14 protein-coding genes and 1 other RNA gene are annotated in these 15,916 nt (G+C 37.0%); 10 read left to right on the forward strand and 5 right to left on the reverse strand.

The genetic code is table 11. The features are described 5' to 3' along the window. The first annotated feature begins 101 nt into the window (after positions 1 to 101). From hflK to infA, 10 genes are all read left to right on the forward strand, one after another. The gene (gene hflK, locus NSCAC_RS07985; protein ID WP_197744280.1) at positions 102 to 1,307 is read left to right on the forward strand and encodes an FtsH protease activity modulator HflK; all 1,206 of its coding nucleotides are present in this window, start codon (positions 102 to 104) and stop codon (positions 1,305 to 1,307) included. Positions 1,308 to 1,309: 2 nt separating this feature from the next. Continuing rightward, on the forward strand, positions 1,310 to 2,236 hold the full coding sequence (gene hflC / locus NSCAC_RS07990; protein ID WP_197744281.1) for a protease modulator HflC: 927 nt from the start codon (positions 1,310 to 1,312) through the stop codon (positions 2,234 to 2,236). 73 nt (positions 2,237 to 2,309) lie between these two features. Beyond that, positions 2,310 to 3,479: an ATP phosphoribosyltransferase regulatory subunit gene (locus tag NSCAC_RS07995; RefSeq protein WP_197744282.1), complete on the forward strand. Its 1,170-nt coding sequence runs from the start codon at positions 2,310 to 2,312 to the stop codon at positions 3,477 to 3,479. After that, positions 3,480 to 4,769 (forward strand): adenylosuccinate synthase, encoded by a 1,290-nt coding sequence (locus NSCAC_RS08000; protein WP_197744283.1) that lies wholly within the window; start codon positions 3,480 to 3,482, stop codon positions 4,767 to 4,769. 23 nt (positions 4,770 to 4,792) lie between these two features. Further along, positions 4,793 to 4,889, forward strand: an RNA gene (ffs, locus tag NSCAC_RS08005) — signal recognition particle sRNA small type. A 26-nt stretch (positions 4,890 to 4,915) separates the two neighbouring features. Then, positions 4,916 to 6,526 (forward strand): DNA polymerase III subunit gamma/tau, encoded by a 1,611-nt coding sequence (gene dnaX, locus NSCAC_RS08010; protein WP_197744284.1) that lies wholly within the window; start codon positions 4,916 to 4,918, stop codon positions 6,524 to 6,526. Between the two features lie 12 nt (positions 6,527 to 6,538). Further along, complete coding sequence (locus tag NSCAC_RS08015; RefSeq protein WP_197744285.1) at positions 6,539 to 6,859, forward strand: YbaB/EbfC family nucleoid-associated protein; 321 nt, start codon at positions 6,539 to 6,541, stop codon at positions 6,857 to 6,859. 13 nt (positions 6,860 to 6,872) lie between these two features. Then, the gene (recR, locus tag NSCAC_RS08020) at positions 6,873 to 7,481 is read left to right on the forward strand and encodes a recombination mediator RecR (RefSeq protein ID WP_197744286.1); all 609 of its coding nucleotides are present in this window, start codon (positions 6,873 to 6,875) and stop codon (positions 7,479 to 7,481) included. 11 nt (positions 7,482 to 7,492) lie between these two features. Continuing rightward, positions 7,493 to 8,188, forward strand: a complete 696-nt coding sequence (gene aat, locus NSCAC_RS08025) for a leucyl/phenylalanyl-tRNA--protein transferase (RefSeq protein ID WP_197744287.1) — start codon at positions 7,493 to 7,495, stop codon at positions 8,186 to 8,188. Positions 8,189 to 8,286: 98 nt separating this feature from the next. After that, positions 8,287 to 8,505: a translation initiation factor IF-1 gene (gene infA / locus NSCAC_RS08030; RefSeq protein WP_197744288.1), complete on the forward strand. Its 219-nt coding sequence runs from the start codon at positions 8,287 to 8,289 to the stop codon at positions 8,503 to 8,505. Between the two features lie 96 nt (positions 8,506 to 8,601). Here the strand turns inward: infA and NSCAC_RS08035 are convergent, their stop codons facing one another. The 5 genes from NSCAC_RS08035 to guaB form a co-directional block, all read right to left on the reverse strand. Continuing rightward, the gene (locus tag NSCAC_RS08035; RefSeq protein WP_197744289.1) at positions 8,602 to 9,957 is read right to left on the reverse strand and encodes a porin; all 1,356 of its coding nucleotides are present in this window, start codon (positions 9,955 to 9,957) and stop codon (positions 8,602 to 8,604) included. A 298-nt stretch (positions 9,958 to 10,255) separates the two neighbouring features. Next, on the reverse strand, positions 10,256 to 10,684 hold the full coding sequence (tadA, locus tag NSCAC_RS08040; RefSeq protein WP_197744290.1) for a tRNA adenosine(34) deaminase TadA: 429 nt from the start codon (positions 10,682 to 10,684) through the stop codon (positions 10,256 to 10,258). Between the two features lie 85 nt (positions 10,685 to 10,769). Further along, a complete protein-coding gene (locus NSCAC_RS08045; RefSeq protein ID WP_197744291.1) occupies positions 10,770 to 12,452 on the reverse strand; it encodes a P-loop NTPase fold protein in 1,683 nt (560 codons plus the stop codon). Between the two features lie 369 nt (positions 12,453 to 12,821). After that, complete coding sequence (gene guaA / locus NSCAC_RS08050) at positions 12,822 to 14,390, reverse strand: glutamine-hydrolyzing GMP synthase (RefSeq protein WP_197744292.1); 1,569 nt, start codon at positions 14,388 to 14,390, stop codon at positions 12,822 to 12,824. 3 nt (positions 14,391 to 14,393) lie between these two features. Continuing rightward, positions 14,394 to 15,854 (reverse strand): IMP dehydrogenase, encoded by a 1,461-nt coding sequence (guaB, locus tag NSCAC_RS08055; RefSeq protein ID WP_197744293.1) that lies wholly within the window; start codon positions 15,852 to 15,854, stop codon positions 14,394 to 14,396. Between the last annotated feature and the right edge of the window lie 62 nt (positions 15,855 to 15,916).

Below are 15,916 nucleotides of genomic sequence, written 5' to 3' on the forward strand. Positions count from 1 at the left end.
TAAGTAGCATTAAATTTAAATGGGCTGGTTTATAGTATGCTAGTAATGCATGTTATAAACGCATATTTTGTAATCGAATCGACATTGGAGTACCTAGACTGATGGCTTGGAATGAGCCTAATGGAAACAAAGATAATGATTCTTGGAATAAAAATGGTGATCAACAAGGGCCACCAGATCTAGATGAAATTATCCATAACCTCAAAACTAAACTAAATAAATTCTTTGGTAATAAAAATGGAGGAGGACCAAGTTTTTTAGAGCAAGGACCGAGTAGTAGAGGTCTTGTTTTATTAGCACTTATTGCTATAGCTGGCTGGGTAGGCTCAGGTATTTATATTGTTAAACCTGCAGAGCGAGGAGTAGTGCTTCGATTTGGTAAATATACAACTACGGTTGATTCAGGACCACATTGGCATATTCCCTATCCTATTGAGAAAGTAGAATTAATAGATGTAGCACAAATTAGAAGCTATGAAATTGGTTATCGATCTACGGGTAGAGGACAGTCTGGATCTCCTGTGCCTAGTGAATCCTTAATGCTCACGCAGGATGAAAACATAGTAGATGTACGTATTGCAGTTCAGTATAGAATTAAAGATGCAGCTCATTATTTGTTTAATGTACGTCATGCAGATATTAATTTACGGCAAGTACTTGAAAGTGCATTAAGAGAAGTAGTAGGTAAAAATACTATGGATTTTGTGCTTACAGAAGGACGTAGTGAGACGATGATCCAAACTCAAACCCTAGCCCAAGAAGTTTTAGATCAGTATAAGGCAGGAATGCTTGTCACTAGCGTAAACATGCAAGATGCTCAACCACCAGAGCAGGTACAAGAAGCTTTTGCTGATGCTATTAAAGCTAGGGAGGATGAGCAAAGACTTCGTAACGAAGCTGAAGCCTATGCAAATGACATTATTCCTAAAGCACGAGGTGCGGCTTTTCGTAAGATTAGAGAAGCAGAAGCTTATAAGAGCCAAGTGATTGCCCATGCTCAAGGTGAGACTGCAAAATTTTCTCAGATTCTTGAAGAATACTTAGTAGCCCCAGAAATTACTGAAAAACGTCTTTATCTTGAGGCTATGGAATCAGTAATGAAAGGAAGCCGTAAAGTACTTGTTGATGTACCTGGAAGTACTAATGTATTTTATCTACCTCTTGGAAATAATGAGAGTGAGGAGAGTAATAAAACGAGACGTACAATCTCCTTAGATCAATTACCTGCTATTATCCGAGGTAAAAATATGAACCAACAAGATCATAGTCTACAAGACAATAATAGCCGAAATCGGAGGACGCGTTAGTAATGGGTAAAAATTTTAGCGTCTTATTTGGGAGCATTGCCTTACTTATTATTATAGGATCTCAAAGCGTTTTTACTGTTGATGAAAGAGAGAGAGCTATTTTACTCAGATTAGGAAGAATTGAAAGGGTAGATTTTGAGCCTGGAATCCATTTTAAGATTCCATTTTTCAACTCAGTAAAAAAATTTGATGGTCGTACCTTATCCCTTGATGTAGAATCTGAGCGCTATCTTACGATCGAGAAGAAAAATGTTATTGTCGATTCTTTCATTATGTGGCGAATTAGCGATGTAGCTCAATACTATCGCTCGATGGCTGGTACTGAGTCTAATGCAGATTTACGTTTATCTCAAATTATTAAAGATGGATTACGTAGTGAGTTTGGGAGACGTTCTATTCAAGAAGTAGTTTCAGGTGAACGAACACTTATTATGAAAACTATGGCTCGCCGAGCAAACGAGCAGGCTAAAGAATTTGGTATTACTATTGTAGATGTACGTCTTAAACGAATTGATTTACCAAAAGATGTAAGTAGTTCCGTATATGCTCGTATGGAAGCCGAGCGCGAGAGAGTAGCGGCTGAACTAAGATCTCAAGGGGTAGAAACCTCTGAGCGAATTCGATCAGAAGCCGATCGTCAGCGCACTATCATTTTAGCTGATGCTCAAAAAGAAGCAGATACTATTCGTGGTGCAGGTGATGCAGCAACTACTAAAATTTATGGAGATACCTTTAATAAGGATCCAAATTTCTACGCCCTGTATCGTAGTTTAAGCGCATATCGTAATATTTTCCCACAGGAAGGTGATAATATCCTTCTTTTAGAGCCTAAAGGAGAATTTTTCAGTTTTTTTAATTCTAAATCAGCTACTTCTTCTCTAACAACTCATTCCATACAATCTCAAACTAATTCTGATCCTACTCAGTAATATTCAAAAGGGGGGTTATCCCCCCTTTTTTTAGATCTTAGAATAAAAAATAAGCTAAAGTTTAATCTATAAGATGCCGATTACTGAACGCTGGCTTTTGCCAGAAGGTGTGGATGAAATTTTACCAGAAGAAGCGGAAGATATAGAATCTGCTCGCCGAAACCTGATAGATTTATTTTATTCTTGGGGTTATGAGTTAGTTATCCCTCCGCTTATTGAATACCTAGAATCTCTTTTCACAGGTACAGGTACTGATTTAGAGTTGCAAACTTTTAAGCTTACAGATCAGCTCACTGGACGTTTAATGGGGATTCGTGCCGACATAACACCGCAGGTAGCTAGAATTTCTGCTCACCGCCTTAAAAGAAAAGGAGTAACCCGTTTGTGTTATATAGGTAGTGTATTGCATACTCTACCAAAGAATTTAGGCGGTACTCGTAACCCTATTCAAGTAGGTGCAGAACTCTATGGGCATGAAGGTATAGAAAGCGATATAGAGATTATACGACTTGCAGTAGAATCTCTATTTCAATCTGGGGTAGGAAAAATCTATTTAGACTTAGGTCATGTAGGAATATTCCAAAATATTATTTCTCAAGCACGGCTTTCAAAAGCACAAGAATATATATTGCTTGATATGGTACAACGCAAAGCACAAGATGAAATTGAAAATGTATTGATAGAATACCAAGTTGACCCTAAATATTCTGAAATGCTTATGGCATTAATACATCTCCATGGAGGAGAAGAGATTATGAAGGAAGCAGAACAATATCTAATAGATAATGAAGCAATAGATGCATTAACTACCTTAAAGAAAACTGCAAGTGCTATCCAAAGGTATTTCCCTTCATTGCCTATTCATTTTGATTTAGCTGAGCTACGGGGTTATCATTATCATACAGGACTTGTTTTTTCTGTTTATACCCCTAAGTATGGTCAAGCAATTGTTCAAGGTGGACGTTATGACGGAATTGGGCAAGATTTCGGATATGCACAACCAGCAACTGGGTTTAGCATAGATTTAAAAAAAATTATTACCCCTCGTTCGAAATCTTATCATAGGATTTATGCATGCTGGATTGAGGATGCTAAGTTTGAGAAAGAAGTGCTGCGTTTACGTCAGCAAGGAGAAAAGGTAGTCTATGGATTTTCAGATACTAAAGAGGACTATGAAACACTAGGATGTAATCGTCGATTAGTATTAGAAGATGGACAATGGAAAGTGATAAGGATTAAGTAAGTGGCTAAAAATATAGTAATTATAGGTAGTCAATGGGGTGATGAAGGAAAGGGAAAAATTGTTGATCTGCTTACTCATCATGTTGATGCTGTTGTTCGTTTCCAAGGAGGGCACAATGCAGGCCACACCTTAGTTACTAAAGCTAATCAAAAAATAGTTCTTCATTTAATTCCTTCAGGTATATTACATGAGCATGTATTGTGCATGATAGGAAATGGGGTTGTATTGTCCCCTGTTGCCTTTATGAAAGAAGCAGAAATGCTTAAGCAGCAAGGCATTATGTTATACAATCGACTTAAAATCAGCCCAATGAGCCCGCTTATTCTGCCGCACCATATTGCATTAGATCATGCAAGAGAGAAAACCCAAGGTAGACAAATTGGTACTACAGGATGTGGGATAGGACCAGCTTATGAAGATAAAATTGCAAGGCGAGCTTTACGAGTCAGTGATTTATTAAATGAAGAGAATTTCACGACAAATTTGGCTGAAATTATAGATTACCATAATTTTATTCTAGAGAAGTATTACCAAACTCAACCTGTTGACTATAAACAAACTCTAGATCAAGCTTTTTCTTTTAAAGAAAAATTCAAATCTCTAATAGCTGATATTCCTGCTTTACTTACACAATTACGATTAAAAGGGAAAAATGTTTTATTTGAAGGGGCTCAAGGCACTTTTCTCGATATAGATCATGGTACCTACCCTTTTGTAACTTCTTCTAATACTACCGCAGGAGCAGCTGCAACTGGAAGCGGTATTGGTCCTAGAAATTTAGATCACATTATTGGGATTACTAAAGCCTATACGACACGAGTAGGTAATGGGCCTTTCCCCACCGAGCTTAACGATGATATTGGTGAGCATTTAGCTAAAGTAGGATATGAATTTGGATCAACCACTAATCGTCCTCGCCGTTGTGGTTGGTTAGATTTAGTTGCACTAAAACGCTCAATTATTATTAACAGCATTTCTAGCCTCTGTGTAACTAAATTAGATGTACTAGACGGTATAGAAAAATTATATATTTGTACTGCTTATCGCTATAATAATCAATATTATGAAGTTCCTCCAGATACTGAAATTCTAGCTCACTGCGATCCAGTTTATATAGAATTACCAGGTTGGAGTGAATCTACAGTCGGTTTAACTGACTATACACAGCTTCCTAAAAATGCACATAATTATCTTAATAAAATAGAAGAGCTAACAGAAACTCCTATAGGAATTATTTCTACTGGTCCAGAGCGAGAGCAAACAATCATTCTAAATAACCCCTTTGAGTAAACTAATAGTTTAATGGTAGCCTGCACTGGTTCTCTCGCAATGATATATTGTAAACCCCGTCAGGCCTGGAAAGGAGCAGCGGCAGCAGTATTTTCATGTGCCGAGATACGGCTAGTTGTAGGCTACCACCTTATTTTTATAAACTAATGAGTTATTGTGCACTAGCACGAAAATGGAGACCTCGTAACTTTTCTCAAGTAGTGGGACAAGATTATATACTTCAACCACTTATAAATAGTTTAGATACAGGAAGAATACATCATGCTTTTCTGTTTACAGGAATTCGAGGTGTAGGTAAAACTACCCTAGCCCGAATCTTAGCAAAATCTCTTAATTGTGAAGCAGGTATTAGTTCTTCTCCATGCGAAAAATGTAAAAATTGCTTAGAAATTAATAAAGGTAACTTTATTGATCTCATAGAAGTAGATGCAGCATCTCGTACAGGCGTAGATGATACTAGGGAACTACTAGAAAACGCTTGCTACACTCCGAGTCATGGGCGCTATAAGGTATATCTCATTGATGAGGTGCATATGTTTTCTCTTTCAAGTTTTAATGTATTATTAAAAACTTTAGAAGAGCCCCCACCTCATGTTAAATTTTTATTAGCGACTACTGATCCTAAAAAAATACCTGTTACCGTCCTTTCTCGCTGTTTACAATTCAATTTAAGACGGATAAATCCGAAGGCTATTGCAGATCATCTAGGTAAAATCCTAGATGAAGAACATATTTTATTTGATCCAGAGGCGTTATTTGCAATTGCTCAAGCCTCGGAAGGTAGCATGCGCGATGCACTTAGTTTTTTAGATCAAACTATTAATTATAATAATAGGCAAGTTACTGTTAATACTACTCAAGCAGTTTTAGGCGGTATCGATCAAAAAAACCTTCTTATTCTTTTAGATTATTTATCTCAAAAAAACTCTCAGGATTTGATCAAGCAGGTGCGAGAGTTATGCAGCTATTCAGTTGATATCTCTAAAATTATTAGAGATTTATTACATTTACTTCAACAAATTACTCTTTATCAAATTAATCCTAATCTTATAGATAAGATAGTTGAGAGTGAAGATTTTATAGCACTTGCAAGCCGCTTTACTCCAGAAGAAGTACAACTCTACTATCAAATAGGTCTTATTGGAAACCGGGATCTTATCTATGCACCAGATCCATATATGGCCTTTGAGATGTTATTACTAAGAATGCTATGTTTCTATCCTATGGAAACACAATCTAATGAGGAAACTCTACCCTATCAGAACATCTTGAATGATAATAATTCAAATAAAATAGTAGAAATACAAGAAAAAGAAACGGCATTTATACCGAGAGAATTTTCTATAAGCCTGCCAAATAGTAACCATGACTGGCAAGGATTAATCTTTCAATTAGAATTGAGCGGTATTTCAAAGCAGCTTGCCGAAAATTGTATTTTCGATTATTTTGAGATGAATACTTTTTATTTGAAAATCTCTCCAACTATGGCGAGTCTCCAGCGTGGAAGGGATCGTTTACAAGAAGTATTAAGTAATTACTTAAACCAGGAAGTTAAAATTATTATTCAAATTTCTAATCTCAGCGATAGTACAGATACAATTGCTACACAGGAAGTAAAAAATCAAGAAATAGCAAAACAAACTGCGATTAAAGCAATAGAGAATAATGAAAATATTCAAACGATCTGTAAAATATTTGATGCTCGAGTTCTAACTGAAAACATTAAAGCTATTCAAGAAAATAAATCTGATAGTTAAGGAGGCGTATTAATGAAGGGTGGTTTAGGTAATTTTATGAGACAAGCACAGCAGATTCAGTCGAATATGGAAAAAGCACAAGCTGAACTTGCAAACATGGAGGTTACAGGTCAGTCAGGAGGAGGAATGGTTAGTGTAGTGATGACCGGACGATATGATTGCCGGCGTGTTACTATTAATGATGAAGTTTGGCAAGAAGGTAAGGAAATGGTGGAAGATTTAGTTGCTGCCGCTGTTAACGATGCAGTCCAGCAAGTTGAAGCTCAATCGAAGGAAAAAATGTCTAGTATGACCTCTGGAATGCTTCCCCCTGGATTTAAATTACCTTTCTAATTAATTGCCCTAAATGCCTCATACTGATTTATTTGGTCCTTCTGTATCTTATTTAGTAAAGGCATTACGTTGTTTACCTGGAGTAGGACCAAAATCTGCACAACGTATGGCTTTTCATCTATTGGAATCGGATCGAGAAGGGGGAATTCAACTTGCTAATGCTTTGCTTGAGTCTCTGGACAAAGTTACTCAATGCCAATCGTGTCGTATTTTAAATGAATCTCTTCTATGCTCCTTATGTGCTAGTACTGATCGAAATCATAGCCAACTCTGCGTTGTAGAAATGCCTAGTGATGTACAGGCGATTGAACAAACAACAGCTTACCAAGGGCTATATTTTGTACTTATGGGACATTTATCTCCTCTTGATGGAATTGATCCTGAAGCTTTAGGTATGGATTTACTTATTCAGCGATTAGAAGCTAAAAAAATTAATGAGATTATTCTTGCTACCAACCTTACTGTAGAAGGAGAAGCCACTGCCTATTATATTAATAAATTAGCAAAAAAATATAATATTGCTACTACTCGAATCGCTCATGGCGTTCCTATTGGAGGTGAGCTTGAGTTTGTTGATGTAAATACGCTTTCCTATGCTTTTAAAGGTCGCAAGCACTTGTAAAATATTTATCTTTGATTTCTCCCTATTACATCGATCCTAACGATTCATCTTATTTTTTTCCAGATTCTAAACTTGCCCTCTTAGATCCAAATGGATTACTTGCTATAGGTGGGGATTTATCCCCAAAACGGATTATCTATGCCTACTGCCAAGGTATATTCCCTTGGTATAGTCAAGGGCAACCGATACTTTGGTGGAGTCCTAATCCTAGGATGATATTATTTCCTGATAAATTAAAAATTTCACGAAGTTTAAAAAAAAGACTAAATCGATCTGAACATACGTTTATTACTGTAAACAAAAATTTTCAAGGTGTCATTCAAGCTTGTGCCAATACACCACGTCACGGCATTATTAGCACTTGGCTCACTACAGAAATGCAAATTGCTTATACCCAACTACATAATATGGAAATAGCTCATTCTATAGAGGTATGGGAAAAATCTAATCTTATAGGTGGGCTTTATGGATTACATATCGGTCGTATCTTTTTTGGCGAATCTATGTTCAGCCTACGCTCAGATGCTTCTAAAATAGCACTAGCTTACCTTTGTGATTATCTTCAGCAAAAAGGAGTCTCGCTAATTGATTGCCAAGTTGAGTCTGATCACTTACTTCGCCTTGGTGCCCAAGCAATTGCTAGGGATCTCTTTATTAGATGGGTACAAAAACTATGTGACCCATCTATTGTAAATAACTTAAAATAAAGCAGTATGAGAATTCACCTTAATCCGTCTTCACAGCTTTTATGATAAAATGACTAAAATATACAGGTTATTAGTGCAATAGGAATTATTAATAATATATGGGAAAAGAAGATAATATTGAGATGGAAGGTACAGTAATTGATAGCCTTCCAAATACTATGTTTAGAGTAGAACTAGAAAATGGTCATGTGGTAACAGCACATATCTCTGGAAGAATGCGAAGACATTATATCCGAATTCTTACAGGCGATAAGGTAACTATTCAGCTCACCCCTTATGATCTTACTAAAGGTAGAATCATTTACCGTGCTCGCTAATTAATTAATATTGACTAACAAAAAATCTAAAAAAAAGGGGGTACAATACTACCCCTTTATGGGTGGCTTATTTAGTTGTATTTTCAAGTAGTAAGGCTACCAAAAAAAGTATCCACCTACACCGACTACATTTGCAGTCTGTCTATTACCATGACCATACCATTCATTAATTTCACGGGTCCACTCAGCAACCAGTTTTAAATTAGAGTTTACATCATGGTATATTCCAGCTGTGTAGGATTGTTGATCTTTAAGAACAGCCCCATATCCCATAGAGCTCATCAATTGATCCGTTCCAGTTTCAGCTTGCCTAGAAGTACCATAACTAAATGCTAATTTAGTGTGCCCCAAGAAAGTATAGCCCCACTGTGCCATCCAGCCTTTACTTCTACGCAGATGACCAGATGCATCCATAGAGTCAGCATCAAAAAGAAATGAGCTACCCAATCCCCTACCAGAGTAGTAGGAACCATTAAAGTCCCAATTTTTATATCGAAGCTGAGATCCTGTTGACCAACCCCAAACATTGTTTTCAATACCTGGGGTAAAACCATCAGCTATAATCTGTCCTTGATTTATAGAATTGCGAGTAAAGTTTTGCCATACCCCAGATCCCCATACTTCCCAGCTACCATCTTTCCAAGATCTAGCGTAGCTAATCATACCCTCAGCTCGTGGAGTACTATCAGTATTATAACAATTTGCTCCGCTTGCAGCGACATAGCCATTTACTAAAGATCCAGCAGCACCACAAACTTGAGAAGGATCTACTGCAGCAGCAGTTAGTTTAACACCTGCCATATCTGGACTAGTCCATCGAAGTTGAGCGTTAAAGTTAGGATAAAGATACCCATAACCAATTCGGCCTAGAGTAAACCCTCCACCATGAACATCACCGGTAGCACCTACACCAAAGAGGGTTTGATCAGTTAAGATATTTTTACCCATAAAAACATCTAGTGTCCGCCCCATCAAAATTTGACCAAACTGACCATCAATAGTGAAGTACGCTTCTCGAAACTCTAAATTTCCGCCAAACCCTGTAGTTTCACTACTATTTACCAGCCCTTGGCTTGGCATTCCAGGGCCGCCATTATAACCCCTGTTTTGTGTATTAGAATTATTTACTTCTCCTGCAAAACTAATTCTTCCACCAATATCTAACCCATTCCAAGTAGGTGCTTTTACATTAAAACCAAATAGAGAAGGCATTAATCCACTACGAAACCTACTTTGATGCTCCGCAATAGGACTCATATTCATATTACCACCAATTACATTGTCTGGACGACCGCTTGGATCGCTCCAAACATAGAATTGGTTGATATTACCATCAAAACTAACTTCCCAACCATTGTCTCCTCCAACTACTACAATCGCACCCACAGGAAGAGAAAAACCCATTGCTGCTGCAATAGCTACAGCTAATTTGGTGTTTTTAAAATTCTTCATTCCATACTCCATGATTTTGTATGCCGTAAATTACACTGGCATAATATCTCCAAAATTCTACCTAAAACTTCTTTTTATATATAAAAAAAAAGAGATTACTCTATAGATTAAACTAGGACAATATTTATTTAAACTAGTTCTTTTATATTTATATCAGATAATTATATAGAAATTTAAGAAATTCCTTTAACTTAGTTAAAGATCTAATTGTGTAATTTTATTATATATATCTTAATTCATAAAATAGTTTTTCACAAAAAAACTAGCTTAAGTAAAAAATACGATTAAATAATACCTATTATCGGCGTACTTTAAAAAAAGCAGTCAAAACTGATCCACAAAGATCTGCTAAAACCCCTCCTCGAATCTCTATGCTATGATTAAATAATCCTGTTGGAAATATATTAATAACTGTTCCTGCTGCCCCGCTTTTAGGATCAAAGGCACCAAACACAATTCTTTTAACTCGAGCCTGAATAGCAGCTCCAGCACACATGCTACAGGGTTCTAAGGTGGTATAAAGGGTACTGTTAATTAAGCGATAATTTTTAAGATTATTTCCACCAGCTCGAATAGCTTGTATTTCTGCATGTGCTGTAGGATCATTAGTAGTAATTGGGCAATTCCAGCCCTCTCCTAAAATTTCACCATCTTTTACCAGCACAGCCCCAATAGGAACCTCTCCTATTTCTTTAGCATATCTTGCGAGTACTAAAGCGTAGTTCATCCATTTAATATCTATATCTTCCGTACTTTCTATATTTTATTCTCCTATTCTATTGTAATTAAAACAAAAACCCTACTTAAACAATTTATAATTTATCGAAAAATTTTGTTTTGGCACGAAGATGATTAATCTTGCTCTCACGCTCTATCCACTGAAAGACAGATATAGCTTTTTCTCTTATGCTCTGCATCGTATCATTAGCTATAATCAGGCCCTCAATTGCAAGATATAGGGCTTCGCCCTTTGTAGATTTCAACATTTCATAGAAATCGTCCACACTATGCTTGTCAATAGATTCAAACACTTCTTTACTGCATTTTTTGCTTCGAGCAATATCAGTCAAAACATCTTGTAATTTCAGATCATCGCAAAACTCAGCTGCCTTCTTCGCAAAAGCCTCTGCTACATCTGGATCTGGATCCTTCATGGAAGCTCCAGACAACCAAAATTCTTTTCCGTCATTTCTTTTTTCTATATAACCTTGAATTAAGCTCTTAACATCCCCCTTATAGCCTAAAAGTTTCAATGCCTCTATCGATCCAGAAAGATCACTAGGACTAATGACTGCAGCGCAGTCCAAAATAGACTTTTTTAATTTTGTAGTAAACTCATCAGCATTATCATCGAAGGAGTCATGATAAATTTTCCATATCTCCTTGAAGGAAGTATATTGATCATCCAAAGATAATTGCTGAAAGAGAGTTTGAGCTTTTTCCTTAATTTTCGCTTCATCATAAACTCCGGTACGAATACTATCAAAAATAGCTATATCTAATGCATTAGGGCCATGATACTCATATTCTTTAAGCAACCTAGACCATCGAATCTTTCTTGGGTTTTTTTCCTTGGTACCTCTAGATAAGAGGCTATATACCTCAGATGGTTGATTCAAAATATACTTAACTGAAGGAGCATCTCTGGGCTGATATAAAGCAAATCCGTAAAGACAAGCGCTATGAATTGCCCGCTTCAGAATACGTTTATCATAACCATCAAGTATTTTTTCAAGCCTATCTACTATACGAAGCAATTTAAAGATCGTACGGATATTTGAAATTTCTAATTTAACTACACATTCCTTAACCCATTCGTGTGATGCTATTGCCGTATCTGAAATCGCTATTTCAGCTGCTTCTTGGGCTGTAGGTGAAAAAACGAGATTAATGTCAATTACTTTTTCAAGCTGATTTTTAAAGTCTTTGGTATTTTGGCCTTCCAACACTTCACTATTCAGTAAAAGCACGACTTTGCATCGTCTCTCTTCTTTAAGAAAAGAAATCAGACCTAGTACATCTTTAAGTGCAAGATTTTCACTCATTCGCTCAAGATCATCAAAACATACTATTTGATCTTGTACACTCAGAAACCCTAATTCCACCAAGCTACTATAGTCTGCGATGAGCGGTATTTTAATCGGTGTTTTGCGAGTTACTGCTCCAACCCATTCTCGCCATTTTGATACAAGGAAGGGCAATTTTTTTAAAATACCGCTAGTGGTCGCTTCAAACGGCTCTGTATTCTTAAAGGCAGTAGACCCCTTGGTATTCTCGAAAAGCGAACGCCGTACATCCCCCAAGCTTTCGAGTCCGAAAAGCGATACATAAGCGTATTTAGAGGGACTCACATTTTCATTTTTAAATGCTTCAATAAGGAGCGTTTTCCAAGTGTGAGTTTTACCAGTGCCCCACTTACCGTTTAAGCAAAGAGCTAGCCTATCTTCCTCTGTGAGAAAGTAGCGAATTTCGCTCTTGATCATTTCAATACTCATTTTTATCACCTTCTTATTCTTTCTATTTTGCTGAATGCTACAAGATATTCTGCTCTTCCTGTTCTTTGCTTTGATATCGAGCTATAGCTTCGGCCACGATTTCTCCATATCACAGTTCGTACTGCTCTTGAGCGCTAGTAGTAGAGATGAACACCGATAAATCAGCACCTAGGTCTTCACTATCAAGAAAAGTAGGTTCATGAGAATTTATCAGCTTAACTCCAAGAAAATAGCATTGTTACATACTACTACAACAATAGGTGGCTATCTTAATGAGGTATGAAACAGAAAAGGAATTTACAATATTGCTTGCTAAACAAGAACCTACAGTTTTATGCCATCAGATCCCTGGTCGTGTCAGACGTGTAATCACTCCCACTCAATAGTAGCTGGTGGTTTACCTGAAATATCATAAACCACTCGGGAAATTTTAGGTATTTCATTAATAATTCGGTTAGAGATATAAGAAAGTAATTCGTAAGGTAGATGTACCCAGTGAGCAGTCATAAAATCGATACTCTCTATTGCTCGTAGTGCAATTACAAATTCATAACTACGCTCATCTCCTACTACACCAACAGATTTTATAGGTAAAAATACTGCAAAGGCTTGGCTCGTTTTATAGTACCAATCATGAGCACGCAATTCTTCAATGAAAATTGCATCTGCACAGCGAAGCAAATCTGCATATTCTTTTTTTATTTCTCCAAGAATACGTACGCCTAAACCTGGTCCTGGAAAAGGATGGCGGTGTACAAGTTCAAACGGTAGCCCTAATTTAGTACCAAGGTTACGCACTTCATCCTTAAATAGCTCTCGTAGAGGTTCAAGTAGCTTTAAATTTAATTTTTCAGGTAATCCACCTACATTATGATGGGATTTTATAGTTTGTGTTTTTCCTGTCTTGGTACCTGCTGATTCAATGACATCAGGATAAATCGTTCCTTGAGCAAGCCATGTTATATTTTTTAATTTTCTTGCTTCTTCTTCAAAAATCTCAATGAATATATGACCAATAATTTTACGTTTTTCTTCTGGATCACTAACACCTGATAGTGCTTCTAAAAAGCGTTGCTTTGCATTAACAAGAATTACTTGAATGCCAAAATGCTCTACAAAGGTAGTCATTACCTGCTCGACTTCTCCTAAACGAAGTAATCCATTATCTACAAAAACACAGATAAGTTGATTACCTATTGCTTGGTGTAACAATGCAGCAACAACCGAAGAGTCAACGCCTCCAGACAAAGCAAGTAATACTTTATCAGCACCTACTTGATTTTTTATTTGTATGATTTTATCTTCAACAATTTTTTGAGGAGTCCACTGGAATTCACATTTGCAAATATTCTGGATAAATCCCTTTAGAATATTTGTTCCTTGAGGAGTATGAGTGACTTCCGGGTGAAATTGAAGACCATAAAATTGTCGTTTTTCATCTGCCATCCCTGCAATAGGACTATTATTTGTAGAAGCAATTTTTGTAAACCCCGCAGGTAATTTAGTGACTCGATCCCCATGGCTCATCCAAACATCTAATAAAAACTCTTCATGAGTATTTTTGTCTTTTACTTCTATGAATAGTGGAGAAGGGTATGCACAAACTTGTGCGTAGCCATATTCCCGGTGAGTGGCAAGCTCTACTTTTCCGCCTAATTGGGCTGCCATTGTTTGCATGCCATAGCAAATACCAAGGATAGGTATACCCATAGAAAATATTAATTCAGAAACTTGAGGTGCATATTCTCCTCGTACTGAATCTGGCCCTCCAGAGAGAATAATTCCTTTAGGTGTAAGTGATATTAGTATTTCATCCTTAATATGATAAGGATATATCTCGCAATATACCCCTATTTCTCTAATACGACGGGCAATCAGCTGGGTATATTGCGAACCAAAGTCAAGAATTAAAATAGAGTGATTATAAGAGAGACTCACTAACTAGTCCCTATGATAGTTAGGTGCTTCTTTAGTAATTGTTACATCGTGAACATGACCTTCCCTAACGCCTGCCGCTGTAATACGTACAAAATTTGTTTTAGTACGCATTGCTTCAATATTGGCACAGCCAGTATAACCCATACTAGAGCGTAATCCACCAATAAGCTGGTGAACTACAGGTGCTAAATTACCTTTATAGGGAACACGACCTTCAATCCCTTCAGGAACTAATTTATCAGATCCTTCTTTATGATCCTGAAAGTAGCGATCGCTTGACCCCTGTTGCATTGCCCCTAGTGATCCCATTCCTCGATAAGCTTTATAAGCTCGACCTTGATAAAGCTCTACTTCCCCCGGTGCCTCTTCAGTACCAGCAAACATGCCGCCTACCATTACTGTATGAGCACCTGCAGCAATCGCTTTAGCAAAATCCCCTGAATAGCGAACTCCTCCATCTGCAATAAATGGGACATCACTACCTTTTAGTGCTTCAGCAACATTGGTAATGGCAGTGACTTGAGGTACTCCTATACCAGTTACAACTCGAGTAGTACAGATAGATCCTGGACCAATACCCACTTTTACACCATCAGCACCTGCTTCTATAAGTGCTTTAGCTGCTTCTCCAGTTGCGATATTGCCGCCAATCACTTGAATATTAGAATAAGTTGACTTAATCCATTTTATCTGGTCAAGCACTCCTTTAGAATGACCATGGGCAGTATCTACTACCAATACATCTACTTCAGCTTCAATCAGTGAATTAATGCGATCCTTGCTTCCTTCTCCAATACCTACTGCTGCTCCTACCCGTAATCGTCCATATTCATCTTTGCAAGCTAAAGGATACTCAGTTGCTTTTTGAATATCTTTAACCGTAATTAATCCTTTTAGTTTAAATTGATCATTAACAACCAATATTTTTTCAATACGATTTTTATGTAAAAGGTTAACCGCCTCTTCCCGATTAGCTTCTTCTGAGATGGTCACTAACCGTGATTTTGGAGTCATAATATTAGATACAGGGCTATCAAAACGGGTTTCAAACCGTAGATCCCTACTAGTAACAATACCTACTAATTGTTCTTTTTCGACTACAGGTACGCCAGAAATTCGATGGGATCGAGTAATTGCAAGCACTTCTCCAATGCTTGTTTCTGGTGTTACAGTAATAGGCTCACTAATAATACCGCTTTCAAATTTCTTTACTTTTCGTACTTCATTAGCTTGGTTTCTTATACTCATATTTTTATGAATAATGCCTATCCCACCTTCTTGAGCTAGACTAATGGCCAGTTTAGATTCAGTTACTGTATCCATAGCTGCTGAGACAATAGGAATATTTAGTGTAATTGTACGACTAAGACGAGTCGTCAGAACGGCCTCTTTTGGTAAAATCTGCGAGTATGCTGGGAGCAGTAGAACATCGTCAAAAGTTAAAGCTTCTTGAATGATACGCATAAAGAAGTTAGTAAATAAAATTTTTAATCTAAATTATACAGATTTTTCTCCATGGTAATATA

The sequence above is a fragment of the Candidatus Nitrosacidococcus tergens genome, assembly GCF_902810445.1.
GTDB classification, from domain to species: Bacteria; Pseudomonadota; Gammaproteobacteria; order Nitrosococcales; family Nitrosococcaceae; genus Nitrosacidococcus; species Nitrosacidococcus tergens.

Coding starts and splice junctions, on each gene's coding strand:
- hflK (WP_197744280.1), top strand. CDS start 102: ATGGCTTGGAATGAGCCTAATGGAAACAAAGATAATGATTCTTGGAAT.
- hflC (WP_197744281.1), top strand. CDS start 1,310: ATGGGTAAAAATTTTAGCGTCTTATTTGGGAGCATTGCCTTACTTATT.
- NSCAC_RS07995 (WP_197744282.1), top strand. CDS start 2,310: ATGCCGATTACTGAACGCTGGCTTTTGCCAGAAGGTGTGGATGAAATT.
- dnaX (WP_197744284.1), top strand. CDS start 4,916: ATGAGTTATTGTGCACTAGCACGAAAATGGAGACCTCGTAACTTTTCT.
- NSCAC_RS08015 (WP_197744285.1), top strand. CDS start 6,539: ATGAAGGGTGGTTTAGGTAATTTTATGAGACAAGCACAGCAGATTCAG.
- recR (WP_197744286.1), top strand. CDS start 6,873: ATGCCTCATACTGATTTATTTGGTCCTTCTGTATCTTATTTAGTAAAG.
- infA (WP_197744288.1), top strand. CDS start 8,287: ATGGGAAAAGAAGATAATATTGAGATGGAAGGTACAGTAATTGATAGC.
- NSCAC_RS08035 (WP_197744289.1), bottom strand. CDS start 9,957: ATGAAGAATTTTAAAAACACCAAATTAGCTGTAGCTATTGCAGCAGCA.
- tadA (WP_197744290.1), bottom strand. CDS start 10,684: ATGAACTACGCTTTAGTACTCGCAAGATATGCTAAAGAAATAGGAGAG.
- NSCAC_RS08045 (WP_197744291.1), bottom strand. CDS start 12,452: ATGAGTATTGAAATGATCAAGAGCGAAATTCGCTACTTTCTCACAGAG.
- guaB (WP_197744293.1), bottom strand. CDS start 15,854: ATGCGTATCATTCAAGAAGCTTTAACTTTTGACGATGTTCTACTGCTC.